We start from the raw sequence: 24,842 nt of genomic DNA, 5'->3' as shown, positions 1-24,842 counted from the left end.
ACACAAAAACACGTTATGGTAGACTATGCAGACGCACGACCTTAGGTTGAAAAATATAGCGCTGCGCCAGCCGACACGCGTTTTGGGTCATCCGCGTCGGATTTCATGAAAAAAATCAGCGTATAGTCAAAATTCTCATAAAGGGTCAGACCGGTCAGCGTCAGAATATTCGTGTTCTGGTTGTCTGGCACAGAAATGCGCGCGATTGGGTCAACCGCGCCGGGGTTCGTTTGAATTCCTTGCCAGAGGCCGATCCAGTTACCATAAGTGGCCGGCGGGTACCCCGACAGCACAGTATATTGAAATACCATCTGAGTTGTCGTCAGATCGCGTATCTGCATCGACACATTTTCCGGAAAACCCAAGGCCATGGTCGGAAACAGCGGCAATGGCGCGATTGCGCACATCGTATCGGGCGCGCTGCCGACCTGATAGGTGATGGCGTAATTCATTGGCTGAAAGTCATATTTGAACTGAAATCGGCTGGGTTGATCATCCGTGGGCATCGGTTGGATATCCAGCGGCGTGTCCGTGGGAAGCGGCGACGACGTGTTCCACAACGCGTAGGTGTTGCCATTGGTCTTGGGCAGATTGCCGGGCAGGCCCGCCACGTCGAGCAGAACGACATTTCCGTGCACGGTTGCGGTAATGTGGAAATGATCCAGATCGCCCTGCGGCAGGGTCACGGGGGTGTGCGGCAGCGGCTTGCCATCTTTGGGGCCCTGGCGGGGGGTCATGCTGTGGCCCCGGGGGACGGCTGCGTCCCGAACCCTTGGTCGCCGGGTATGAGGGGCATGGGTTGAAATCTGCGCATGTGGCCTATTGCCCCCTTCAGGCGGACACCAGGCCACACGATCCGTTCCCGGTTTTCGCCAGTGTTGCGCGCCGTCAGCGGGATGTAAAGCGCGCGCCCGCCGGTTGCGCGATCAGCGGCGCGCCGGAATCAACTGCTGCAGGACGCCGACCGAAATCAGATAAATCGATGTCACGACCAGCCCCCAGTGTGCCCAGCTTTGCGGATGGAAATCGACCCAGGCGGCCCAGCCGGCAAAGAAGGTCCAGGCCAGCGCGACAGGCAGGGACACAGGCCGCCAGCGTTCCGTGCGCACGGGGTGAATGAACTTGAGCGGCAGGAACATGGTCACCGCAAGAATGCTGACCAGCCCGAGGATGATCCAGAAGCTGGGCTGCAACGCGAACATGACCAACACCAGCATGTTCCAGCAGCCGGGAAACCCGTGAAATGAATTGTCCGATGTTTTCATGCGGGTGTCGGCAAAATACATCGCACTGGCAAAGGTGATCAGGATGATCGCCACCCAACCGGTCCAGCCCGGCAGCAGCCCCGACTGAAACAGCGCGAAGGCGGGGATGAACACGTAGGTCAGATAGTCGATGATCAGATCGAGCAGCACGCCGTCGAACCGGGGCGCATTGGATTTGACCTCGTATTTGCGCGCCAGCGGCCCGTCGATGCCATCAACGAAGAAGGCGATCACCAGCCAGAGGAACATGATCGACCACTTTTCCTGCGTCGCGGCCAGCAGGGCCAGCATGGCAAAGACCGCGCCGGTGGCGGTGATAAGATGGACGGTGAGGGCTTTGTTCTGTGGTGTCATTGAACTGTCATGGCTAATTTTCGGTCCGGTTGCAAACTGGATGTAGGGCGATGTCCCGAGGGAACACGGCAAATCCGGCGTTTTTGCCAAAGTGGGGCGCGCGGGCAGGTCTGACGGGGCGGTGGCCCCGGCGTGAACGATTTCTGGCTTTAAATTCCGGGCGGATTTCGGTCAGAATGTTCCCGGTTTCAGTTCCACAGAATTTGCATAGGATTTTGCGCATGGCACACCCGCATTCCCCTGACCTTCTGGCCACCCGCGCCCGCTGGGCCGGACTGCTATATCTTGTCGTTATCTGCGCCGGACTAGGTGCCGAACTTGGCATCCGCGCCCGGCTTTATTCACCCGGCGACGCCGCTGCAACCGCCGATGCAATCCTTGCCGCGCCGGCGCTCTACCGGGCTGGCATAGCTGCGGATCTGGTTATGGCGGTATGCGATGCCGGACTGGCGATCCTGCTTTACCTGGTGTTTCGGGCGGTGGCACTGGGTCTGGCGCTGTCTGCGATGGTCTTCCGTCTGATCCAGACCGTGATCATCGCGATCAACCTGATGTCACTACAGGCCGCATGGCTGGTTCTCTCCGCTGAGGGCAGCCTGACCGGCGCAAGGGCTGACGGGCTGGCGATGCTGTTCCTCGACCTGCACGGGCACGGCTATGACCTTGGCCTGTTCTTCTTCGGGATCAACGGGTTGCTCATGGGGATGCTGATCTGGCGGTCGGGTCTGATTGCGCGGGTCTTCGGCGTTGGCCTTGCTGCGGCGGGGCTTGTTTACCTGACCGGCAGCGGGCTGCGTTTTTTTGCGCCAGAGCTTCTGGACAGCTTTGCGCCGGTTTACGGCATCACCATCCTTGCCGAGGCCGCGTTCTGTTTGCGGCTTCTGCTTTTCCGCCAATCCGCCTGAGGCGTCTGTCGGTCACGCGACCAGATGGGTATCCGTCGTGCCAGTTATCCGTGCCGTGACGATCTGCCCTTCGGGTTGGGGCGTGGCGAAATGCACTTCGGTGAATTGTTCGGTGCGGCCCATGTCAGGGGATTCCATCAGGATACGGTGGATCTGCCCGATCTGGGTGGAGAGGTGTCTTTGTACCTGCGCGTCACCGGCAGCACGGAGACGGGCGGCGCGGTCCTTGATCGCCTTGCCGTTGACGGCAGGCATCCGGGCGGCCGGTGTGCCCTGACGCGCGCTGTAGGGGAACACGTGCAGCCAGGTAAGGTCGCATTCCTCGACAAGGCGGAGGGAGTTTTCGAAATGGGCCTCGGTCTCGGTCGGGAAACCGGCGATGATGTCGGCGCCAAAGGTCATGTCGGGGCGCAGTTTGCGCGCCTCTTGGGCAAAGCGGATGGCGTCGTCGCGCAGGTGACGGCGTTTCATGCGTTTCAGGATCAGGTCATCGCCATGCTGAAGGCTGAGGTGCAGATGCGGCATCAGGCGCGGCTCGGTCGCGATGGCTGCCATCAGGTTGTCATCCACCTCGATCGAATCGATCGATGAAATCCGCAGGCGCGGCAGATCCGGCACCAGTTTCAGGATCCGCATCACCAGATCGCCCAGTTTCGGCTGTGCCGGCAGGTCAGCCCCCCATGAGGTGAGGTCGACCCCTGTCAGCACCACCTCGTTGAAGCCTTTGTCGACCAGCCGCTTGATCTGATCGACCACCACACCGGCGGGAACCGAGCGCGAATTGCCCCGGCCATAGGGAATGATGCAGAAGGTGCAGCGGTGATCGCAGCCGTTCTGGACCTGCACATAGGCGCGCGACCGGGTGCCGAAACCATCGATCAGGTGGCCCGCGGTTTCCGTGACGGACATGATGTCGTCGACCATGACCTTTTCCGTCTCGCCAATGAAATCAGCGGCGAGCGTTTTCCACGTGCCGGGCGTCATCTTTTCGGTGTTGCCGATGACGGCGTCGACCTCGGACATCGCCCTGAAAGTCTCGGGTTCGGTCTGGGCCGCGCACCCGGTCACGATCAGACGGGCATCGGGGTTTTCCCGGCGCAGGCGGCGAATCTCTTGCCGGGCCTTGCGCACGGCCTCGGCTGTGACGGCGCAGGTGTTGACGACTACGGCGTTGCCAAGGCCCGCCTCACCGGCCAGCGCCTTCATCGCTTCGGTTTCATAGGCGTTCAGGCGGCAGCCCAGCGTGGTGAATTTGGGCGCGTTCATACGGTGGCCAGCCAGTCTGCGGTCAGCACACCTGTGGCCACATGCATCGTGGCACCAGTCATCCAGACGCCGTCGTCACGCCAGTCGATCTGCAACGTGCCGCCGTCCAGATCAATACGCACCCGGCGCCCGGTCAGGCCCCTGCGCGCAGCGGCCACGGCGGTGGCACAAGAGGACGAGCCAGAGGACAGGGTGATTCCCACGCCGCGCTCCCAGACCCGCATCCGCAGGTGATCGGGGCCAATCAGCGACGCCACCTGAACATTGGTGCGCTGGGGGTAGAGCGGGTGATGCTCAAAGCGGGGCCCGAACTGCTCGAGAGCGACGGATTCGGCATCGTCGACGAAAAAGGTGCAGTGCGGATTGCCCATACCGGTCGCCGTAGGGGCACCTTCGATCGGCAGCTCCAGCGTATCCATCGGCTCGGCCAGCGGAATGTCGGCCCAGTCCAGCTGCGGGGGCCCCATGTTGACCGACGTCAGCCCCTGCCCCGCATCAACGGCCTGCAGGGTGCCCCTGTCGGTGGTCAGCGTCAGGCGCTTCTGCCCTGTCTCGTCCATGATGTGCCGGGCGATGCAGCGCGTGGCATTGCCGCAGGCGGCTGACGTGGAGCCGTCCGAATTGTAAAAGGTCAGATGCGCGTCGCCTGCGCCACCCCGAGTGATCAGGGCGAGCTGGTCGAAACCGATCCCACGGTGGCGATCGCCTAGGGCCACGGCCAGCGCGGGCGTCACCGAAATGTCGCGCGCACGCCCGTCCAGCACGACAAAGTCGTTGCCCAGCCCGTGCATCTTCATGAAGGGCAGCCCAGAGGAGTCACGCGTATCCATGGCCGCGCATATACGCCTTGCATCGGCTTCTTTCCAGAGGCCTTGCCGCGCCTTACGCTAGGGTCGTTACAAGTTGGTCATAAAATGCACTTTTTGGGGTTGACCCCCCCGGGCCGTCTTTCTAAACAGCCGCCTAGTGGGCCTGTAGCTCAGTTGGTAGAGCAACTGACTTTTAATCAGTAGGTCTCGGGTTCGGATCCCGACGGGCTCACCACTTTTACGCAAGTTCCGGTGCAATCGTGCCGTTTCATCCAGCGCCAGGCAGGTGCAGGTTTTCTTTGCGTCGAAAGTGTTGGCGTCTTGCCATGCGGCCTTGGCCTCCGGGCGGAGGAGCATCATCTTCCGGACAATTTGCGGGATACAAGCCTCAGAAAAACGGGCTGGCTGGCCCCACCCTGACGCTCTGCTCATTCTGTGACCGCGATCGATACGGGCAATGGCATTCCCCCGATCCTGCCGGTGCTGTGGGACGTTGCTGCGATCAGATCGAGGCCATTGGCAGCAGGGTCCCCGGACGACGGTTTCTGCTCAGATTGCCTGCTGAATGATGTAGTTGGCAGAGGTACCGTGCAATGCTTGGCATCTGACAAACATAGCCCTGACTTCCGCAGCCATCGCAGAAGGCTGGCGGCCTGTCTGACCGATCCAAAGAAGGCTGCCCGCTCCGTCAGGGCAGCTTCGTCGTTGGGCCGCGATTGTATTTGGGATGCGTCACCTGGCCCCTCCAACTCTATTGTTTCACGCCGTGAAACGCATCCGCGTTGAATCGTGCGACAGGGCCAACTCGATGGAAAAGGTGCTGCCGACCCCGACTTCGGATATGCACTTAATGGTGCCATTGTGCCGCTGGGCGACCTTCAGACAGGTGGCCAGCCCAAGGCCGGTGCCGGTAACCCCCTCCCGGGAGGGGGCACGTTTGAAGGGCTCAAAGATACGCTCCAGAAACTCTTCTGGAATACCGGTACCGTTATCCTTGAGAAGTATTGTAATTTTTTCTTCATCAGCCGACCCGACAGAAATTTGAATTTTCGGGGTATCATCGCCACGATACTTGATCGCGTTGGAAATCAGATTCTGGAACACCTGGATAATCTGGGGGCTACAGCAAGAAATTTTTCGATCCTCGAATGCCATATCAACTGTGGCATGACCCTCGGAAATCTCCAATTGGAGAGCGTTCACAGCAGCCCCCACCATATCCATGATACTTGTCTCTTCGAATTCTGTATCATTATCCAAACGGATGTGCTTGGCGAGGCTATCGATAAGAGAGCCCATCTGCTTGGCCGAGCGCGCCAACAAGTCAAAACCGGTCCGGACCGAAGCCTCATCGCCCTCGTCCATATCCATTCTTATCTGCTCGGAAAGGAAGCTTACCGCCCGGATTGGCGCTTTAAGGTCATGGATAAGGACATCGGCAAAGACTTCCAGCTCTTGCCTTTGGGAAACAAGCCGTCTGTTCATCAGGCTCCGCTCAAGGCCATGGGTAACCATTCGGTGCACCGCACTTTCCGTCAGTTTGCTTTTATTAATGTAGTCGAATGCACCGCCCTTAATTGCCGCCTTCGCGACATCTTCGTCACCTTCGCCCGTCATGACTATACAAGTGAGGTTAGGCCATTTCGCAACGAAATCGGCCATCACGTCCAGCCCGCTGCAGCCCGGCAGCCGGTAGTCAAAAATGGCGACATCGGGTTCCTGCTCTGCGGCCAGCATCGCTTCGTCACGGCCTGCAGCTTCTCGGATCGTAATTTCTCTAAAGGCACTTCTGAGCAGACGCGCCACCGACCGCCGATCAAATCTATCATCGTCAACGATTAAGACATCAATATTCTCATACTGACGGTTCATGACTAGGTAATTTCTGGCAACAGTACCAGTTTCCAAATTTCATTCAGCACCTTGAAAAGTTCCTGATTTTCCTCGGACCGGCCCCCCTTGACAACATAGCCTGCGACATTTTTGTCGTATGCAGAATTGATGTCCTGTTCATCCGTGGATGTAGACATGACAAACACCACGGATCGGCGTAACTTTGGATCTTTTCTAATCTCTTCCAAAAACTCATGACCATTCATTCTCGGCATATTGATGTCGAGAAGGATGATAAATGCGCGCGGGAGTTCGCCGCTGTCTTTTCTCAAAAATTCCAGCGCTTCTACGCCATCGATACAACGTGTCAAATTGTTCTTTATGCCCGTAGCAGTCAATGTGCGCCGTAGCTGTTTCGCGTCGAAATCGTCATCTTCGATCATTATGATTTCGAGCGGCGCGGTGTTTTGAGGGGCCGTATGTGTCATCATAGAATTTTCCTACGTTCCTGATCATGGGGCATGGGTATATCGGTTTGCCCCAAGTGATCGTGATCGCCTTCCCCAAAGACAGAGATCATTTCAAAATAAACGCTTTCCAAGTCCGCCCCAAATTCCAGTTCCTTGCATTCTCCCCCAAGATAATCGGTGTCTTTGCGTCGCTGCAGCGTCGCGGACATGATCCGGCGCATTTCAGGCGTCAGACAGGCGTTGAGGCGCCTCATTGTACCTTGTGTCGCTTCTGACCTGACCACATCTCTGTTGGTTATCGCAGCAAACAGTTGCCTCTCGAAGGCGAGCGACACCGAATTCTGGATGCCGTCGACGCTAAGATCGTCTTTCAAAATGTAGTCGGAACATCCATTTCGCGTGGCCTCAATGATAACTTCTGGTCGGTTTTCACTTGTGACCATAATGGAAATCGCATCCGCCTGACGTTCTGATGACTTGATAATCTCAAGGGCCTGATGTCCGTTCGACAGGCCAAGGTGAAAGTCGATAAAGATAATGTCAAAACTCACTTCATCCAAACGGTCCTTCAACTGGACAAGATCCGCGGCCTCATGGAAATTCAGATCCATACCCGCCTTTCGGCAAATTTTGGTTAACCGGAAGCGGTCTCCCATGTCGTCATCAAGGGCAAGCGCCGAACAGGATTTTGGGATCGCAATGAACTCCTGATTGCTCATGACTGTTGCATTCATCGGCTCTGAAGACCCTCTGGATATTTCACATTCGCATTACTGATATTTGCTCGAAATTTCTGAAGAAGCGCTTAACTTCAGAAGAGCTTTCGCCCCCGTGAATCCACGCGCGTTAACGCATTAGAAGGGGGATGTGATCCAGAACGGTATCTTATGCGAATCTGAAGAAAGCGACTCTGATGAATCCGGTGGACCGTCTAAAAGTCTGGTTCAAGACCTCGTTTAGACGGCGCATGATTGCCAGAGCCATGTTCACTGCTGGCATCAGCGCGCTGGCCGTGGGGATGGCAGGGTTACTAATTGTTCGTCACCTCGAACATTCGCACAATAATGAAGTCTATTTTCAAGAACTTGAAAGTGTCGGAGAAAGTATCTCCAGTTCGATATCTTCGATTGTTCAGGATCTTGAAATTTTGGCGAATACACCACCGATTCAGGGGCTTGCGCGCACGGTCATCGGTGGTGGTGTTGATCCCGTGGATGGAAGCTCAACGAAGGAGGATTGGGAACTCCGGTTATCCTCGATCTTTGAATCCTTCCACAAGATGCGTCCGAGTTATCTGCAGATCCGCTTTATCGGATTGGCCGACAACGGCAAAGAGCTCGTACGGGTGGATAGGGATGCCGACAACAATATTGTGAGGTTAGGCGACGACAGATTACAAGAAAAAGGCAACGAGCCATACTTCCAGGCCGTGTTGCAGTTGCAGCAAGGAGAAGTCTACAAGGGCCAGGTTTCCTGGAACCGGGAGTTTGGAGAGATTCAGGAACCCCGCACGGCCGTAATCCGGTACGCGGTGCCCGTCTTTGCAGAAGATGGGACACGGTTTGGAATGATTGCGATCAATGTTCTCGCGCTACCATTCGGAAACAATGCTTTCGCACGTGCAAACTTGGCCAACGATATTGTGCTCATGGATGGGTACGGAACGATCTTCATTTATGATGGCGCGGCCAAGTCCGGACAAATCTTCATCAATCAGCCTGCTCCTCTTCCGCCGGAGATGATCGCGTTTCTATCGTCTGGTGATACGGCATCTGCCGTTGCCGAAATTGATGGATGGACCATTGCCAAGAAGAGCCTGAGTAAGGCTACACCCGGCGACGTCGTTTTCACGATCGCTGTTATTACGCCTACTGAGGCGACCAACTTTTCTTCCCGTTTCGCGTCGAGAATACTGCTCGGCAGCGTCATTGTGTTAATGATAGTTTCAATGATTTTTTCAATCATTGGGACACAGCATGAGATCGCGCCCATTCTCAGGATGAACGAAGCGATGGGAGTTTCCCGTTCGGGCACTCAGCGTCCTAATTTACCTCTGGATCGCACGGATGAAATTGGCGAGTTAGCGAATAGCATCGACAAGCTGGTGGAGCGCCTGATTACCCGAGAAAAAAGAGCAAAAACGATTTTCGACGGGGTTTCGGATGGCGTGATCATAAGTGATGAAAACGGAGTGATCGAGGATGTTAATCCGGCAATAGAGAAGATGTTCGAATTCAGTCAGACACAACTTATTGGAAGTAATGTCGGCATATTGATGTCGAAAGCCGATCACGTGGCTCATGACAGGCAGGTCGCTCATTATCATGCCACGCGGGAACGTGTGTCGCTTGGGGATACTGTCGAGAGACACGCCGTGCACAAATCTGGCGCAGCCTTTCCGATTGAGCTTACGGTTAGCCCGATAGAAGTCGATGGCAGCCGGTTCTATGCGGGCGTCATACGCGATATTTCCGTCAGGAAGGCCCAGGAAGCCGAGCGGCTGGTTCTCATTGAGGCGCTGAAGGCGTCAAACGAAGAGTTGAACAGCTTTGCCCATGTCGCATCACATGACTTGCAGGCACCACTGCGCGCGATTCACAAGGTGTCGACATGGATCGAGGAAGACCTTGGCGATCATCAGAACGAAGAGATGACCGAAAATCTGGCGCTGCTGCGCAGCCGCGTCGAGCGGATGTCTCAGCTGCTTGATGACCTGCTGGAACATGCAAAGATCGGGCGAAAGACCGGCGCCACGAACAGTCGGCTCGTCAGTGGGGCTGAGCTGCGGGACGAACTTTCCAATCTGGTGCACCTGCCCGCCAAGCTGCAGCTAGAGTTCAACCCCGAGTTCGATCGTATCGTGATACACAAGATGCCTATCCGTATCGTTTTGCTAAACCTTATCAGCAATGCGATCAAACATGATGACTCTCCCAGCGGGGTCATCCGCGTATCAGTGAATGTCTTACCAACCTACTTCGAATTCAGTGTTTCCGACAATGGCCCGGGGATCGACCCACAATACCACGAGCGTATTTTTGGCATGTTCCAGACGCTGAAGTCCCGTGACGCGGTCGAAGGAAGCGGTATGGGTCTTGCGATCTGCCGTAAGCATGTCCTGATGCACGGAGGAGAAATTCACGTAGAATCCGCAGGCGATGGCACTGGCACGACGTTCACGTTCACATGGCCCAGAGAGGCGGATGCAACCGAGACAGCGAGTGTAGCCTGACGATTGAACACTCAGGCGCCCGGGCAATGCCTTATGGCTAGGCGCCGCCTGCCGGGAAGAGTCGAAGACAGACGTCAGCACCTTTGTCTTTAGAGTGCCCTGAACTTCATCGAACTCCTGGCCGCCGCGGCCCCCCATTAGAAAAAGCGCCGCTGCGATGTCGCAGGTTCAGCGTACAGCGACGACACGGTGCCTGCAAAGGCCGGCGACCCGGATCAATGGTCATAATCAGGGTCGCTGGCCCAAAGCGCTTTAGAAATTGCGGGTCAATGCAACGTAGAAGGCGCGGCCGGGTTCGTTGTAAGTATTCGCGCCGCTGCTGCTGCCGTCCGTGCGGTTGATCTGCGTGTCAAAGAGGTTTGTGACGCCCGCCGACAGATATCCCGTGTCGTTGAACTCCCATTTCGCGCCGAGGTTCACCAATGTGTAGGGATCACGATCCTCCGCATCTTCGACGTCCACATTGGTGTGAAGCGTACGCGTCGCCGCCGAAATCTTGCCATAGTGGGTTGCGGACAGGGTCAGGACCAGTGCGTCCCGCGCCTGCCAGTCGATCCCGGCATTGATCGTGTATTCCGGCACAAGGCTCAGTGGATTTCCGGTTTTCTTGTCTTTGGAGTCCAGCATGTAAGTAAAGTTGGTGTTCAGGGCGAAACTGTCGCCCAGCGGAGCGGAGAAGTTGCCCTCCAGCCCGGACACAACCGCTTCGGGTGTATTCTCCCATTGGAGCAGGGAGCCGGACGCATCGGACGAAACGGCCTCAATCCCAGCCGCGATGCGATTTTTGTAGTCGTTGTGGTAGTAGGTCAGGCTCCCTGCGATGCCGTTGTAGCCCTTGTAGGCGACGCCAATTTCCTTGTTCACGCTGTATTCTGCTTCGAGGTCTGGGTTCCCGAGGATCCGGCATGGGCCGGGGACGCCCGAAGGACAGCCGCGCCCCCTGGTCGAGTAGATGTAGTCGGGGTTTAGCTGAAACAGGTTCGGCGCCTTGAATGCCCGCGCGACACCGGCCTTCATCTGCCATTCGCCGGTGATGTCGTAGGTTGCGTTTACGCTGGGGGACCAGTTCGAACCAAAGGTACCGCTGTGGTCATAGCGCATCCCGGGCGTCAGGGTCAGTTTGTCCGTCAGCAAAATGTTGGCTTCGGCATAGAGGCCAAACAGATGCTGTTCGCTGGCGTTGCCCGCGTCGAGGTTTTCATTGTCCATCAGTTCGCCACGATATTCCGCGCCAAGCGTGAGGTGGCTGTCATAGCCCGCAAAGGTCAGCGGCCTGTCCCACTCGGTCTTGGCGGTAATGCTGTCATAGCCGATCGTCGTCATATCGGATGAGTTGATGTTGCCATCGCCGCCACCGGCCGTGCCCTGGCCGTTGCGGGTGTTGTTGGTGTGTTCCCATTGCAGATAACTGAAGGCGTTCCATGTCTGAAATTCGCCGCGATGGGTCACCGAATAGGTCCGCCGGGTCATAATGTTGGTCTCTTCGCCGACATATTCCTGCAGGCTGTCCGAGCAGCCGCCGGTTCCGGCGTCGCAGGCGTATTCATTGCCCTGCCGACTGTAGCCCAGTTCAAAGTCGATCTCCTGTCCGGCGGCGGGCTTCCAGGTCAGCATCGCGCCGATATCCTTGTTCACGACACCTTCCCGGCCGGCATAGACGGTGTCCGAATCTGCCTCTTCGCCCGCTTCGGCATTGATGTCGGAGGAGTCGGATTCGCTCTTGTTGTAGTTGCCGAAGACGCGAAACGTCAGTTTTTCGCTGACCGGACCGGCAATCATGAAGTTGGTGCGCACGGTGCTGCCCTCTTGGGCGCTTTCGGGCAGGTTGTAGTGCAGGCTGACAGAACCGGTGGTTTTTTCCGGTTTTTTGGTGATGATGTTGACCACGCCGCCAGCAGCGCCTGAGCCATAGCGTGCCGCAGCCGGGCCCCGGATCACCTCGATACGTTCAACCAGTTCCGCCGGGACCCAGTTCGTGTCGCCCCGTGTGTCGCGTTCGCCCCGGCGGCTGGTCGCCACAGAATTGCGCGCCAGAACAGGTTTGCCATCAATCAGGATCAGGGTGTTTTCCGGCCCCATGCCCCGCAAATCGATCTGGCGATTGTTGCCTCGGTCGCCCGAAACCGAGTTTCCTGTCAGGTTCGCGCCGGGCATCTTCCGAATGATTTCGGAAATGTCGTTCACCACGGCGCTCTTTTCGATATCGCCCTGTGTGATCGTCGACGCACCAAGAGCCTGTTTGATCTGATCTTCGGCCGAAATCACGATGGTATCGAGCGCAAAGGCGTCTTCGCCGACCGGTGTAGCCGTCTGGGCAGCGCCCTGTCCGGCAAGGGCCGCAAGAACGAGCGAAAGGCAGAGCGCCGTGTTCGATTTGAAAGCGAAATTGGGGGATGCCATCGCATGCTCCTGAATTAGCGTAAGCATTTTCAGCTGGCGGCGGCGGGCTATTGCGGGCGTTGAACCATTCAGCCCTGTGAGCAGCAAGGTTTTGGCCGCATGTTTTTTGTCGCAAATTGTCGCAAAAATTCCGCGCGACCTTTCATAAGTCTGCGTTTCAGGGGACACAAAGCCGTCCGCGGTAGCCAAATCGCCACCCTGACCGGACAGGCTTTCAGCCAGCACAACAGCTCTCAGAAACCAGCGCCCGGTCACGCACGATGAATGAACTCAGCTCTCCGCAGATAATGATTGTCGACGATGCGCGCGACATTCGCGATCCGTTGGCGCAGTATCTGAAAAAGAACGGCCTGAGGGTACGTGTCGCTGAGAATGCCAAGCTTGCGCGCAAGATGCTGAGCGACTGGGCGATCCATCTTGTCGTGCTGGATATCATGATGCCCGGCGAGGATGGCCTGAGCCTGTGCCGGTATCTGGTCGAAAACAGGACGGCGCCGGTCATCTTTCTGACCGCCTGCACAAATGAATCGCAGGTGATCGCGGGGCTCGAGCTTGGCGCTGACGATTATATCACCAAGCCGTTCAACCCGCCCGAGCTTTTGGCACGGATCCGGGCTGTGCTGCGCCGGGTTCCGCAGCAAAAATACGAAACCGCCTGTGCGCGGCGCAGGTTTGAACAGTTCAGCCACAACTTTTCGGCGCAATGCGTTTATTGCGACGATGGCGCGGAAATCATGCTCACCACCGGCGAAAACAAGCTGTTGTCTGTGCTTCTCGATCACCCGAACGAGGTGGTGTCCCGCACCAAGCTTCTTGATGCCATCCGCGGACGAGAGGCGGCAGCCTATGACCGCGCCGTTGACAACCTTGTCAGTCGGCTGCGCAGGAAACTGGGCGACGACAGCAAGCCGCACCAGATCATTCTGACCAACTGGGGCGGTGGCTATCGGATCGCGACATCCGTCGAATACCTGAATTGAAACGCCTCCAGAAAATAATTCCGTCGGGATTGTCCGCCCGCTTCGCGCTGCTGCTGCTGGCTTCGCTTATCGGAGTGAATTTCGTGGCCGCCTATCTGCTGGCACGCGAAGGCACCAGTTTCGATCAGGCGGCGCGGGTTCAGGGCGACATGGGGCGGCTGGTTGCCATTGTCACAGCGCTTGAATCCGTCGATGCGCAAACCGGAGCCACGACGCTGGCGCGCAGCAACACGGCGTTCACACGGTTTTCGCTTGACGATCTGCCGGTCGGATCATCGTCAATGCAGTCGGTCCCCCATATCGAAAATGACATCGCCCAAGCCCTGCCCGGGCATGCGGTCAAGGTGATCGACGGCGCGACCGACGCGACAGAAGAAACGCCATTCCTGCTGTTGCTGTCGGTTCAGCTGAACGGCGGGCCGCATTCGGGCAAATGGTTGAATTCACTGGTCTACCCGCTGCCAACCCTGAAGGCGTGGAAGTGGAAGGTCGGCTTTTTCGTTCCGCTGCTGGCGACACTGGGCGGAACACTTCTGGTCGGAATGCGGTTCATTCAGCGCATGACCGATCCGCTGCGCCGACTGGCCGCAGCGGCCCGGGCCGCAGGCAACGGTGACCGGTCCGTCCGTGTCAGGGAACGCGGCGCGCGTGAATTGCGCGATACCGCGGCGGCGTTCAACACCATGCAGCAACGGATTGCCGAATTCGAAAACGAACGTACCCGCGTTCTGGCCGCAATCGGGCATGATCTTCGCACGCCGATCACCAGCCTGCGCATCCGTGCCGAGCTGGTTGACGACCCAGCGATCAGCGCCCCGATGGTCCGGATTCTGGACGAAATGACGGTCATGACCAGTGATTTCCTGCAATACGCCCGCGACCAGCATTCACCAGAGACCGAAGAGGAAACCAGCCTGTCCGAACTACTGCAACGCATCTGTTCCGATCAGAACGTCAACCTGCGAATACATCAGTCCGCCCGGCCGCGGCTCCAGCGCGTTGCCATGACACGCGCAATCGGCAATCTGATCGGGAATGCAAAACGCTATACCGGATCGGCCTTTGTCAGTCTGAACCGCGATGGCAACGTGGCTGTCCTGACGGTCGAGGACGATGGCCCCGGCATCCCCGAAGCGCAGCTGAAATCGGTGGTCGAACCCTTCGTGCGCGGAGAATCCAGCCGCAGCGAAAAGACCGGCGGCGTGGGCCTTGGCCTTTCGATCGCCAAGGGGATCGTCACGGACCATGGCGGCACGCTGACCCTCTCCAACCGCCCATCTGGCGGGCTGAGCGCCGAGATCCGTCTTCCGCTCGGCGCGTCTTTGCCACAACGATCCGCACCGGCGAAAGGCGTCGGCACATGAACCTGGAAAGCCCTGAAAAATGACCCCGAACCCAGAGATGAAATCCATTCGGTGGCGCGACACGCATGTCGCCTATGGCACGGTCACACGCTGCCTGCATTGGACGATGGCCGGGCTGATCGGCTGGCAATTCCTAGGCATGGGATTACGGCTGATCCTGGGGCGGACGCCGCTTGTGTCCTTCTTTGTCGGGACCCATCAGAATGTCGGCACGCTGCTTTTCCTTCTGATCGTCCTGCGTATTGTGTGGGCCCTGATCAACCGCCGGAACAGACCGACCTACGCCCCCGGAATGGCGGGGCGCGCGGCCCGTGCCGGGCACCTGATGCTCTACCTCGCGCTTGCCGTGGTTCCGGCGGCGGCGCTGGTGCGCGCCTATGGGTCCGATCGTGGATTTTCCCCCTTTGGCGTCGAGATTTTCAGCGCCCAACAGCCACCGCTTGCCTGGATGGTGACCCTTGGCAATGCGCTGCACGGTGAAATCGCCTGGGGGATGGCGGTTCTGATCCTTGGCCATGTGGTGATGGTCGGCGTGCACCAGAGGATGTGGCGGGACGCGACGCTGGACAGAATGGCGGGCAATCGCCTGCGTGGCGCGGCAAACCCACAAACGGAAACGCACGAAGAATGATCGGGCAATCCTGAACCACCGAACACTTTTGAACACGCGCCCGCCAACGCAGGCGTGCAGCCAGACCGGCTCTCCGGCCCAGCCAACAATGCGACCAACACGCCAAGGAGAACACTATGGCTCAACTCACACAACACCGTCTGCGCAGCTTGCTGGGGGCGACCGCCGTCGCCATGACCATGGCAGCCACGCCCGCGTTTGCCGACACCCTTTTCACCCCCGTGGTGGAATTTTCCGGCATGGTGCGTGCCGCAGCCGTCGATGGCGGCCCGGTCTACAAGGGCAGCAAGGTCAGCGTCACCGGCCAACGTCTGGTGCCCGGGCAGCAAATCACGCTGATGCGCGGCACAACGGTTCTGAACGCCGACGGCCCGCTGGTTGCCGATACCGAGGGCAAGTTCAGCTTTGAGCTGACGGTCGACGAGGAAGCTGCCATCGGCTTGCAACCGATCCTGCTGATTGCAGAAAACCCCGCCGCGGCGGAAATCGTCACGATGAAGATCTCGCCCCTGATCCCACTCTCGGGTCAGGATCTGTTCGATGTGACCAGCGCGCCGGTGACCAGCGGGCTTTATCAGGTGGCATATAGTGCAGCATCCGACGCGGTGTTTGTCGCCTCGGCGGTCGGGCGCCCGCCAGTCAAGCAATCCGCGCTGACCAAAATTGACGCGACCACGATGGAGGTCCTTGCCGAAGTGACCCCCGCAGCGGCCCCGGCACGGGCGGATGGGTCCGACGGCGGTGTGTTCGCGGTCTATGGCGTGGCGGTGGACGATATCAACGGCACTGTCTGGGTCACGAACACCCGTCAAAACTCCGTCGCGGTCTACCAGCAGGCCGACCTGTCCCTGATCAAGCAGTTCGAACCCGGAACCGTCGGTCATCCGCGTGACGTCGTGGTCGATACCGCGAATGAACGTGCCTATGCCAGTTCGACCGGAACTGGCCTGATCGAAGTGTTCGACACCAGGACGCTGGAAAAGCTTGCCCCGATCGAGATCAAGTCGCGCCAGCGCGGCGGCGCATATTCCGCGATGTCGCTGGATCTGGACAGCGAAAACGGGAAGCTGGTGAATGTATCGATGAAAACCGACGAAGCGGCGCTGATCGATCTTGCGACCGGTGACGTGTCCGTTCTGCCCCTCAAGGGCGCAAAAGGCGCGGCGGGTGCGGCCTATGATGCCAGGGAAAACCTGATTTTCGTCGTCTCGCAGCAAAGCGACAATCTGCTGATCGTGAACGCGGAAACCGGCGCGGTGCTGCATGACACACCGGTTGGCGCCCAGCCCCTGAACGTGACCTTTGATCCGGTGTCACGTCTTGCCTATGTCTCAGTACGCAGCGCCAATACGATTGCCGTGGTGAACACCAAGGGCGAGCTTGTGGCGAATCTGGATGGCGGCTCGCGGCCCAACCAACTGCGCGCCGATGGCCATGGCCACATCTGGGCGGTCAACAAGACCAGCGGTAAGGACGACCCCAAGGGTGACCGCCTGTCGCGGATCAGCCCTGTCGCGCAGTAACGCGTGAAGTGGTTGACGGGGACCGCCCACCGATCCCCGTCAGCCGCGTTTCTGGCGTGGGGCAAGCCCGACAAGTTGCGGGAAAGTGCCCTACTTCTTCAGTAATTGCGCGACAGCGGCCAGCAGATCATGGCGCTGAACCGGCTTCATCAGACGGATATCTTCGGGGCGCAGACCGTTTCCGTGCACCGTCGCTTCGCTGGCGTATCCGGACATGAACACGACCCGCAGGTTCGGATCAAGTTCGCGCAGGGCTTGCGCCAGCGTGGTTCCCAACAGTTTTCCCGGCATCACGATGTCGGTCAGCAGCAAGTCGAAATTGGGGTTAGCTTTGAACAGCTCGAAAGCTTCGTCGCCGGAATGGGCCGGCGTGACATCGTATCCGGCTTTTTCCAGCGACATCACAAGCACCTGCAGGACGTCTTCCTGATCCTCTGCCAAAAGGATCCGGCCACTTTGGGTTTCGTCAAGGTTTGCCTTCTCCCGTGGCATCACAGGTTCAACACTGGTTTGCGACGATCTGAAGTACAGCTTGAACGTCGTGCCGACGCCGGGCTCTGAATAGACCCGGACCGTTCCGCCAGACTGGCGCATGAAACCCTGGATCATCGAAAGCCCCAGCCCCGAGCCTTTGCCAGGCCCCTTGGTCGAAAAGAACGGCTCGAAAATATGATCAAGCATCTCGGCCGGGATACCATGCCCTGTGTCACTGACGGCCAGCATGACATAGCGGCCCGGCTTCAGATCGACCTCGCGGGTGTCGACATACTCGCCGTCGATTCTGATGTTTGCGGTTTCTATCGTCAGCTTTCCGGACAAATCCATCGCGTCACGGGCGTTCAGGATCAGGTTCAACAACGCGCTTTCGGTCGAACTTGGGTCAGCTTCGATCGGCCATAGTCCCGCCAGAAGCGAGGTTTCAACTTCGATACTGGTCGGAAGGGTGCGCCCCGTCCAGTTTTTCGTGTCACGAACCAGCTTGTTGAGGTCAATCACGCTGGGTTCAAGACTGGCTTTGCGGGCAAAGGCTAGCATGGCGCGGGTTAGGTCGGCCCCCCGCACGCTTGCCGCGATGCCCGCATCGATCATATCCAGGTGATCCTCGTCCGACAATTCGTCCCGCAACAATTCAAGATTGCCCATGATGATTGCCAGAAGGTTGTTGAAGTCATGCGCCACACCACCGGTCAATTGGCCGATGCTTTCGTTCTTCTGCGCCTGATGGGAAACGCGCATCTGCATCTGAAGCTGTTTCTGCGCAATGACTTCGGTGGTCAGGTCCAGAAAGATACTGTCGATCTGAACTGATCCGTCCTCAAGCCGCGACGCGCTCGCGTGCATCTCAAGCCACTTTGGTTCACCGGCGCGCGTGGTGATCGAAAAACGGCGGTTGATCGGTTGCAGCGTCTTGGCCGCGCGCTTGAAGGCCTTCATCATCTCCGGCAGATCAGCCGGATCGTGCATTTCTTCCAACAATTCCGGTTTGGCCATGAATTCATCGCTGGAGTAGCCCCAAATGTTGTAGCAGTAGGGGCTGATAAACTTAATTCTCTTTTGCCCGTCGGGCTGCACGTCCATGCTGTGCAGTGCACCCGGCAGGTTTGCGATTATCTTGCCCAGCCGTGTTTCTGCCTCCATCTCTTTTGCCCGCGCATGGAGAATAAGGGTTACGTCCTCATAGATCCCGACAACCCGTTTTACCGTGCTGCTGCCAGGCGGTTCCGTCGCCCAGTGCGCCTGGATATTCCTGATTTCCCCGTCGGGGCGGACAATTCGAAAGTGAGTCGGGGTGTCTGGCGGATTGCCCTGCCAGACCTGTTTCACAACCTCACCAAATTCGGCCACATCCTCGGGAAGCATCATTTTCATCCAGTCCGCCACATGAACATCACCGCCGTCGCCGGGCAGGCCCAGTATCCTGAACATCCCCTCATCCAGCCATGCTGTATCGGTGCCTGCTTCGCGCTCGAAAATGCCTATGTGCGCCGCTTTTACCGCAAGGCCAAGCCGACGCCCCATTCTCGTAGACGCGGTACGGACCGAAGCGGCGATATTGGCATATCGCAGGAGGAACGTCATGACTGCGGTCGACAGCCCCCCAGCCACAGCAAGCGCGACACCGACAAGAACGATGGATGCCGACGGATCAGCCGCCTGATTCCAGCGGAAAATCGGAGCAGGCAGAAACTGCAGCACCACCGATCCGACAATCAGTATTGCGATGGCCTTTTTCGGCACCCGGGGCCATTTTTTAGGCGGATATATCCAGCCGACTAACGCGCCGAACATGGCGAATACGCTATACATGGCGACACCGATCGCCACGTTCGGCCCGCCGATGAAAATGCGTACCAGGGTGCCAAACGCTGCCGCTATCAGGCCACCGACCGGACCCCCAAGGTATCCCGCATACAAAAGCAATCCGGTCTTTCCATCCAACGGTCCCTGCACGCCTTCGATGATGAAGGCGTCAAGTGAGATCAAAAAGACCATGACTCCCATCACCAGGCCAATCGCGATCTGCCTGCGCGATTTGTCTTTTTTCAACTCGCCGTTGGAGAAGATCGCATAGGCACCGATACCGGCAAATATCAGAAGGGCCATATTTTGCAGGATAAAAAAGAACATATGTTTCTCGTTGTTTCGCGAGAGACTACGATGGAAGCGGCGCAAAACATAGCGGCTAAATCGCGGACCCGAACAACCTTTGACTGTCGGGCAGACTAATGATCCCCGCCGCTGCTCAGGGCAGGTGGCGGGCTGGCATGAAGCTGGGGAAACCTGTGCAATTTTCCAGTGTCCTGCATATGAAAAACAGGCGGACTGTCACCAGAACAACGCATCTGATGCGTTCGGTCAAAAACGGGCGCAGACGCAGGTCAGATAGCCGCCCAGGCTTTGGAAAGCTTCTGTTTTTTGCCAATCCCGCCTAAAGTTTTGGAATGGCTTTTCCGCGCATCATGCGTTTCTGGGCGGCAATGCGGAATGGGGCATTCGGCGCGCCATATCCGTTGTAACCGTCCCGCCGCTCAAGGATTTCAAAGAACATGCCACCCGCGAAAGGTTTCGAATAGATTTGCAGGAATTCCCCCTGATCATCTTGATCATAAAGGATGTTATATTTGCGCATCATCTCGAAAGCCTCGTCCGGAATATCAAAACGCGACGCGAGGTCGGCGTAATAATTGTTCGACATGGCGAGCGATTCAAACCCGCAGTCAGCAAGCGCCCGGGCCGTGGCAAAGATGTCGTCAGTGGCAAGCGCCACATGCTGCACCGGCGCGCCAAAGCTTTCGGCAAGGAAGCTGCCGGCAAAGGTGCGGTGCGTCTCGGCCCCATTCAGGGTGATCCGGAACGCGCCGGATCGCGCGCCAAGCGCCTGACTGCGCACAAGCCCGTCCGGGTCCGTCACATCCACCATGGCCGATTTTGTCATGTTGAAAAGCGAGGTGTAGAACAGCGACCAGCTGAGCATTTCGTCATAGGTCATGGTCTGGGCGATGTGGTCGATCCGCGCCAGACCGGCCCCCGCAGCCGCGTCACTGACGGGCGTGAATTCGGCGGACCAGACATCCGACAGCGCCTCTGATCCATCCAGGAAATGCAGCAGGCTGCCCCCCAGCCCCCGGATCGCGGGAATTTCGCGCTGCTCGGGGCTTGCCGCCTGAGAAAACGGCTCGGCCCCCAGCGCCCGCGCGCGTGCGACCGTGTCCGCAGCCGAAGATACCGACAGCCCGATATCGCAGATGCTGGTGCCCCGCGCATGATAGACTGATCCCGCGAAATCGTCGGGTTCCTCGTTGATCAGGATGCGGATGTCGCCCTGCTGCCACAGCGCCAGCGCCTTTGTCAGGTGCTGCCCCACCCGGGCAAACCCCAGCTGGCCCAGCAGCGTTTCCAGTGACCGCGCCTCTTTCCCGCGCGACGCGAATTCCAGAAAGGCAACGTTCTGCACGTCGATCCGCGCCGGAAAGTCGCGCAAACCGACGGACACCTCGGGTTCGGCGCGGCGCACGTCGTCCATAAGGCTGATCAGTGACCGATAACCATCGCGCGCCACCGCTGCCGGGCGGCCGCCACGGAATTGGTCGTTAAAGATTTCAAGGCTGATCGGCCCGGAATATCCCGTCGCCATAACGGCTTGCATGAACCCCGTCACATCCAGATCACCCTCACCGGGCATGTTACGGAAGTGGCGCGACCAGTACAGCAGGTCCATGTCGATCTTTGGTGCATCGGCAAGCTGCACGAAAAATATCCGGTCACCCGGAATGCGGCGGATCGTTTCCGGATCAATGCCACGGCCCAGGGTGTGAAAACTGTCGAGGATCAGACCGATGTTGGGATGATCCGCCCGGCGCACGATTTCCCAGGCATCCCGGTGATCGTTGACATGACGCCCCCAGGCCAGTGCCTCATACCCCACCCTTATGCCACGCGCAGCGGCAAGCGCGCCAAGCTCGGAAAAATCATCCGCCGCGCGGTCGATGCCCCCCAGACTTTCGGGATGGCAGGACGAACAGAACAGCACAAGATCGGTGCCCAACTCCTGCATCAGGTCAAACTTGCGCAGCGCGCGGTCGAACGCCTTGGTGCGCAGTGGGCCGACGGGCAGGCCTTCGAAATCGCGGAACGGTTGAAACAGGGTGATGTCCAGCCCGTGGTCGCGGATCATGTTGCCCACGTCGCGCGGGCTGCCTTCGTCGACGATGAAATCCTGTTCAAAGATTTCAACGCCGTCAAACCCGGCAGCGGCAATCGCTTCCAGCTTTTCACGCAAGGTTCCAGAAACCGATACTGTGGCGATAGAGGTTTTCATGTGATCTCCTCGTTGCTGGAAAGGTCCGCCCGCAGCGCTGTTTCGTCCAGCGGCGTGCCAGAGAATAGCGCCCAGGCGTGAACGCCCTGATAAAAGAATAGCTCCCAGCCCGAAATGACCGTCAACCCTTCGGCAGCGGCGTCGGTCAGGAACTGCGTGTCAGCCGGGGTGTAGACCGCGTCAAACACCCACTCACTGCCGGTCATGCTGGAACGGGGCAGCGGCGTGCCCCCGTATCCGACCATCCCCACCGGGGTGCAGTTGATCAGGCCCGAAACACCGCTCGCTGCCTTTTCTGCATCGACCCAGATCGTCACCTTCATGTCAGGCGCGGCGGCGGTCAGTGCTTCGGCCAGCGCCTCGGCCTTGGCGGCGTCGCGGTCCACCAGCCGCAATTCGCGCGTACCCAGCGCCACAAGGCCAAAGGCAACCGCCCGCCCCACGCCGCCAGTGCCGATCATCAGCACCGGGCCGGTGTCGGCCCCGCCCCTGACGCGGTCATATGCGGCCTTGAAACCAGAGTAGTCGGTGTTGTGACCGCGCGGGCCGTCCGCCTCGAATATCACGGTGTTGACCGCGCCAATGGCCCTTACCAGCGGATCGTCGATGCGCAGGCCCTTCGTCACCAGTTCCTTGTAGGGATAGGTTACGTTGATGCCCCGGTATCCACCCGTCAGGCAGCGCGCAAAGACCTGATCGAACGTCTCATCCAGATCCTTTGGCACCAGCCGGTCATAGGTCACGGCGATGTCGTTCTGGACCCCTGCCAGCCGGTGCAGGCGCGGGGAACGTGAGCGGGCAATGTTATCCCCGATCAGACCCAGATGCAGGGTGTTCGCCTGGTTCATGACTTTGCCCTTCTTGCCAGGCGCGCCTTGGCGCGGGTCCAGAGCGGAGTCTGCGACACGAAGATCAGGATCACGGCAACGAATAGCACCGTGGACAGCGGGCTTGAGAAGACCCCGCCAAAGAAACGGCCCAGATCCTCGCGCTCGGAAATGATCGCCCGGCGCCAGTTGTCATCCAGTAGCCGCGACAGGATCACCCCCAGAATGACCGGCCCCAACGGATAGCCGTAGTGCCGCATGAAGTAGCCGAAAACACCGAAACCGAGCATCCAGTAGACATCCGAGATCGAATTATTGACCGCATAGGCCCCCACGATCGACAGCAGCATGATCAGCGGGATCAGCACAGCGCGCGGCATCTCGACGATTTTGGTGAACAGTTTGATCCCCGTCAGGCCGAACAGCAGCATGAAGAAGTTTGCCATCACCAGCGCGCCGACGATGAACCAGAACATGTCGGGCTGGTCGATCATCAGCATCGGGCCGGGGTTCAGCCCGTGGATAAACAGCGCACCGATCATGATCGCCGTCACCGCATCGCCCGGAATACCCAGCGTCATCATCGGGATAAAGGCCCCGCCCACAGCGGCGTTGTTGGCGGTCTCGGGGGCGACAAGCCCCTCCATCGCGCCCTTGCCGAACGGCACCTCGGGGTTCTTGGTCACGCGCTTGGCGTGGTCATAGGCCATCAGCGCGGCAATATCCCCACCCGTGCCCGGCAGCGCGCCGATGATCACACCGATGGTCGAGGTTTGCAGCGACAGCGGCAGGTATTTGCGGATGGTCGAAAAGGACGGCACGATCCGGGTGATCTTTTGCCGTACGGCGGCCTTGTTGACGTGGTGCAGCTGCATCAGCGCCTCGGACACGCCGAACATGCCGATCATGACGGCGATGAACGAAATCCCGCCCTGCATCATCTGCAGATCAAAGGTAAAGCGTTCGGTAAAGGTCAGCGGGTCGCGCCCGACAGCCCCGATGGCGATGCCCAGCGCGCCGGCAAAGATACCCTTGACCAGTGACCCGGTGGAAAGCGACCCGACCAGCAGGATGCCCAGCACAGCCAGCAGCATATAGTCACGCGGTTGGAATTTCAGCGCAAAGTCCGACACGAAGGGTGCGGCCAGCGCCAGCACGATAATCCCGATGAAACCGCCAAAGAATGACATGACGGTGGTCACGCCGATGGCGGTGCCCGCCTCGCCGCGCTGCGCCATGGGATAGCCGTCAAGCGCCGTGGCGATGGCCGAAGGCGCGCCGGGAATGTTCAGCAGGATCGCCGTGCGCGACCCGCCGTAAACCCCGCCCATGTAGATGCCGATCATCAGCGCGATCGCCGGATGCACATCCCAGGAAAAGGTGAAGGAAATCAGGATCGAAACCGCCATGGTCACCGAAAGACCAGGGATCGCACCGACATAGACCCCGGCAAAGGTGCCAACACCGACAAGCAGCAAAAGTTCCGGGTGGGTGACGACCGTCAGGAAAGCGAGCAGCGTCTCCATCAGACACGTCCCCCGATAAGATTACGGAAATATTGGATGAATTCAGCCTCTGGCATGACGCCAGCGGGCATGAGCACGGAAAACACGATGCGGAAGATCAGCCAGACTACCACAAGGCTGCCCAGACCGACGACCAGGGTAAATCCCCAGCTGCGCCGCGACAGCATCTTGATCGCGGCAATCAGGAACAACGCCGAAGTCGGCAAAAACCCCAGCGGACGCAGCAGCAGCGCATAGCCCAGAAGGAACAGCACCATCACGACAACCGTGACTGGCAGGATGTCCTTGATCATCCCCTCGCCCCGGATCAGGGGCAGGCGCGCGGTGCGCAGCACGACGATCAGCGCGGTGACCACCATGGCGAATGTCGTGGCCATCGGGATCGCCCCGGGTGCCGACAGCGCCTCGAACCCGGAAATGTCATAGGCGCTCCAGAACAGCCCAAGGCTCGCCGCAAGCATGATCAGCGCAAAGCCAAGCTCGCCGGGGCGGCGGTCGTCCTCGTATCCGCCCGGGGTGGCATCCGATGTGCCGTCGTGATGCTCGGGTACAGGTGTCGTCATCTTCTGCTCCTCAGGCGTTTTGCCTGCTCCTGACGAAAAGGCGCCGCGCTTCGGTTTCGAAGGCGGCGCCACTCA

The 24,842-nt window shown here is 58.8% G+C and carries 19 protein-coding genes and 1 tRNA gene; 7 read left to right on the top strand and 13 right to left on the bottom strand.

The annotated features are described in order from the left end of the window. Positions 1 to 41 precede the first annotated feature (41 nt). Together CHB75_RS11665 and CHB75_RS11660 are read right to left on the bottom strand one after the other, a co-directional pair. A complete protein-coding gene (locus CHB75_RS11665; protein ID WP_089270723.1) occupies positions 42 to 737 on the bottom strand; it encodes a hypothetical protein in 696 nt (231 codons plus the stop codon). Between the two features lie 189 nt (positions 738 to 926). Beyond that, positions 927 to 1,619 (bottom strand): CDP-alcohol phosphatidyltransferase family protein, encoded by a 693-nt coding sequence (locus tag CHB75_RS11660; protein WP_089270722.1) that lies wholly within the window; start codon positions 1,617 to 1,619, stop codon positions 927 to 929. Positions 1,620 to 1,840: 221 nt separating this feature from the next. Between CHB75_RS11660 and CHB75_RS11655 the strand changes: the two genes are divergently transcribed. Further along, positions 1,841 to 2,524, top strand: a complete 684-nt coding sequence (locus CHB75_RS11655) for a DUF4386 domain-containing protein (RefSeq protein WP_089270721.1) — start codon at positions 1,841 to 1,843, stop codon at positions 2,522 to 2,524. A gap of 12 nt (positions 2,525 to 2,536) precedes the next feature. Here CHB75_RS11655 and mtaB read toward each other — a convergent pair whose 3' ends face one another. Both mtaB and dapF read right to left on the bottom strand, forming a co-directional pair. Continuing rightward, positions 2,537 to 3,790, bottom strand: coding sequence for a tRNA (N(6)-L-threonylcarbamoyladenosine(37)-C(2))-methylthiotransferase MtaB (mtaB, locus tag CHB75_RS11650; protein ID WP_089270720.1), 1,254 nt, complete (start codon positions 3,788 to 3,790; stop codon positions 2,537 to 2,539). After that, positions 3,787 to 4,620 (bottom strand): diaminopimelate epimerase, encoded by an 834-nt coding sequence (gene dapF, locus CHB75_RS11645; protein ID WP_089270719.1) that lies wholly within the window; start codon positions 4,618 to 4,620, stop codon positions 3,787 to 3,789. The genes mtaB and dapF overlap by 4 nt, the downstream gene beginning before the upstream one ends. A gap of 138 nt (positions 4,621 to 4,758) precedes the next feature. On the opposite strand from dapF, the gene CHB75_RS11640 reads away from it, so the two are divergent. Further along, positions 4,759 to 4,834, top strand: a tRNA-Lys gene (locus tag CHB75_RS11640). 524 nt (positions 4,835 to 5,358) lie between these two features. Here CHB75_RS11640 and CHB75_RS11635 read toward each other — a convergent pair. The 3 genes from CHB75_RS11635 to CHB75_RS11625 are packed head-to-tail and all read right to left on the bottom strand — an operon-like array spanning position 5,359 to position 7,621. Further along, entirely contained in the window at positions 5,359 to 6,471 is a 1,113-nt protein-coding gene (locus CHB75_RS11635; protein WP_089270718.1) for a sensor histidine kinase, read from the bottom strand. Between the two features lie 2 nt (positions 6,472 to 6,473). After that, on the bottom strand, positions 6,474 to 6,923 hold the full coding sequence (locus CHB75_RS11630) for a response regulator (RefSeq protein ID WP_089270717.1): 450 nt from the start codon (positions 6,921 to 6,923) through the stop codon (positions 6,474 to 6,476). Next, positions 6,920 to 7,621, bottom strand: coding sequence for a response regulator (locus CHB75_RS11625; RefSeq protein WP_176439121.1), 702 nt, complete (start codon positions 7,619 to 7,621; stop codon positions 6,920 to 6,922). Before CHB75_RS11625 ends, CHB75_RS11630 begins: the two co-directional genes overlap by 4 nt. Positions 7,622 to 7,815: 194 nt before the next feature. On the opposite strand from CHB75_RS11625, the gene CHB75_RS11620 reads away from it, so the two are divergent. Then, positions 7,816 to 10,134, top strand: a complete 2,319-nt coding sequence (locus CHB75_RS11620) for a sensor histidine kinase (protein WP_089270715.1) — start codon at positions 7,816 to 7,818, stop codon at positions 10,132 to 10,134. Between the two features lie 252 nt (positions 10,135 to 10,386). Here CHB75_RS11620 and CHB75_RS11615 read toward each other — a convergent pair whose 3' ends face one another. Further along, entirely contained in the window at positions 10,387 to 12,534 is a 2,148-nt protein-coding gene (locus tag CHB75_RS11615; RefSeq protein ID WP_089270745.1) for a FepA family TonB-dependent siderophore receptor, read from the bottom strand. Positions 12,535 to 12,794: 260 nt separating this feature from the next. Here CHB75_RS11615 and CHB75_RS11610 point away from each other — a divergent pair, with 260 nt between their 5' ends. The 4 genes from CHB75_RS11610 to CHB75_RS11595 all read left to right on the top strand — a co-directional run bounded on the left by CHB75_RS11610 (position 12,795) and on the right by CHB75_RS11595 (position 17,032). Next, positions 12,795 to 13,514: a response regulator gene (locus CHB75_RS11610; protein WP_089270714.1), complete on the top strand. Its 720-nt coding sequence runs from the start codon at positions 12,795 to 12,797 to the stop codon at positions 13,512 to 13,514. A 29-nt stretch (positions 13,515 to 13,543) separates the two neighbouring features. Beyond that, positions 13,544 to 14,878, top strand: a complete 1,335-nt coding sequence (locus CHB75_RS11605) for an ATP-binding protein (RefSeq protein ID WP_089270713.1) — start codon at positions 13,544 to 13,546, stop codon at positions 14,876 to 14,878. A gap of 19 nt (positions 14,879 to 14,897) precedes the next feature. Continuing rightward, the gene (locus CHB75_RS11600) at positions 14,898 to 15,509 is read left to right on the top strand and encodes a cytochrome b (protein WP_089270712.1); all 612 of its coding nucleotides are present in this window, start codon (positions 14,898 to 14,900) and stop codon (positions 15,507 to 15,509) included. A 116-nt stretch (positions 15,510 to 15,625) separates the two neighbouring features. Beyond that, positions 15,626 to 17,032, top strand: coding sequence for a YncE family protein (locus CHB75_RS11595; RefSeq protein WP_089270711.1), 1,407 nt, complete (start codon positions 15,626 to 15,628; stop codon positions 17,030 to 17,032). Between the two features lie 90 nt (positions 17,033 to 17,122). Here CHB75_RS11595 and CHB75_RS11590 read toward each other — a convergent pair whose 3' ends face one another. The 5 genes from CHB75_RS11590 to CHB75_RS11570 all read right to left on the bottom strand — a co-directional run bounded on the left by CHB75_RS11590 (position 17,123) and on the right by CHB75_RS11570 (position 24,767). After that, complete coding sequence (locus tag CHB75_RS11590; RefSeq protein WP_089270710.1) at positions 17,123 to 19,660, bottom strand: ATP-binding protein; 2,538 nt, start codon at positions 19,658 to 19,660, stop codon at positions 17,123 to 17,125. A 301-nt stretch (positions 19,661 to 19,961) separates the two neighbouring features. Further along, the gene (locus CHB75_RS11585; protein ID WP_089270709.1) at positions 19,962 to 21,851 is read right to left on the bottom strand and encodes a bifunctional sugar phosphate isomerase/epimerase/4-hydroxyphenylpyruvate dioxygenase family protein; all 1,890 of its coding nucleotides are present in this window, start codon (positions 21,849 to 21,851) and stop codon (positions 19,962 to 19,964) included. Next, positions 21,848 to 22,699, bottom strand: coding sequence for a shikimate dehydrogenase family protein (locus tag CHB75_RS11580; RefSeq protein WP_089270708.1), 852 nt, complete (start codon positions 22,697 to 22,699; stop codon positions 21,848 to 21,850). The genes CHB75_RS11585 and CHB75_RS11580 overlap by 4 nt, the downstream gene beginning before the upstream one ends. Further along, positions 22,696 to 24,204: a tripartite tricarboxylate transporter permease gene (locus tag CHB75_RS11575; protein WP_089270707.1), complete on the bottom strand. Its 1,509-nt coding sequence runs from the start codon at positions 24,202 to 24,204 to the stop codon at positions 22,696 to 22,698. Before CHB75_RS11575 ends, CHB75_RS11580 begins: the two co-directional genes overlap by 4 nt. Then, complete coding sequence (locus CHB75_RS11570; protein ID WP_089270706.1) at positions 24,204 to 24,767, bottom strand: tripartite tricarboxylate transporter TctB family protein; 564 nt, start codon at positions 24,765 to 24,767, stop codon at positions 24,204 to 24,206. The genes CHB75_RS11575 and CHB75_RS11570 overlap by 1 nt, the downstream gene beginning before the upstream one ends. Positions 24,768 to 24,842 lie beyond the last annotated feature (75 nt).

This window comes from Puniceibacterium sediminis (genome assembly GCF_900188035.1).
In the GTDB taxonomy this organism is placed as follows: Bacteria; Pseudomonadota; Alphaproteobacteria; order Rhodobacterales; family Rhodobacteraceae; genus Puniceibacterium; species Puniceibacterium sediminis.
The sequence above is the reverse complement of the archived record's forward strand: the minus strand, read 5'-3'. Positions and strand labels throughout refer to the sequence as shown.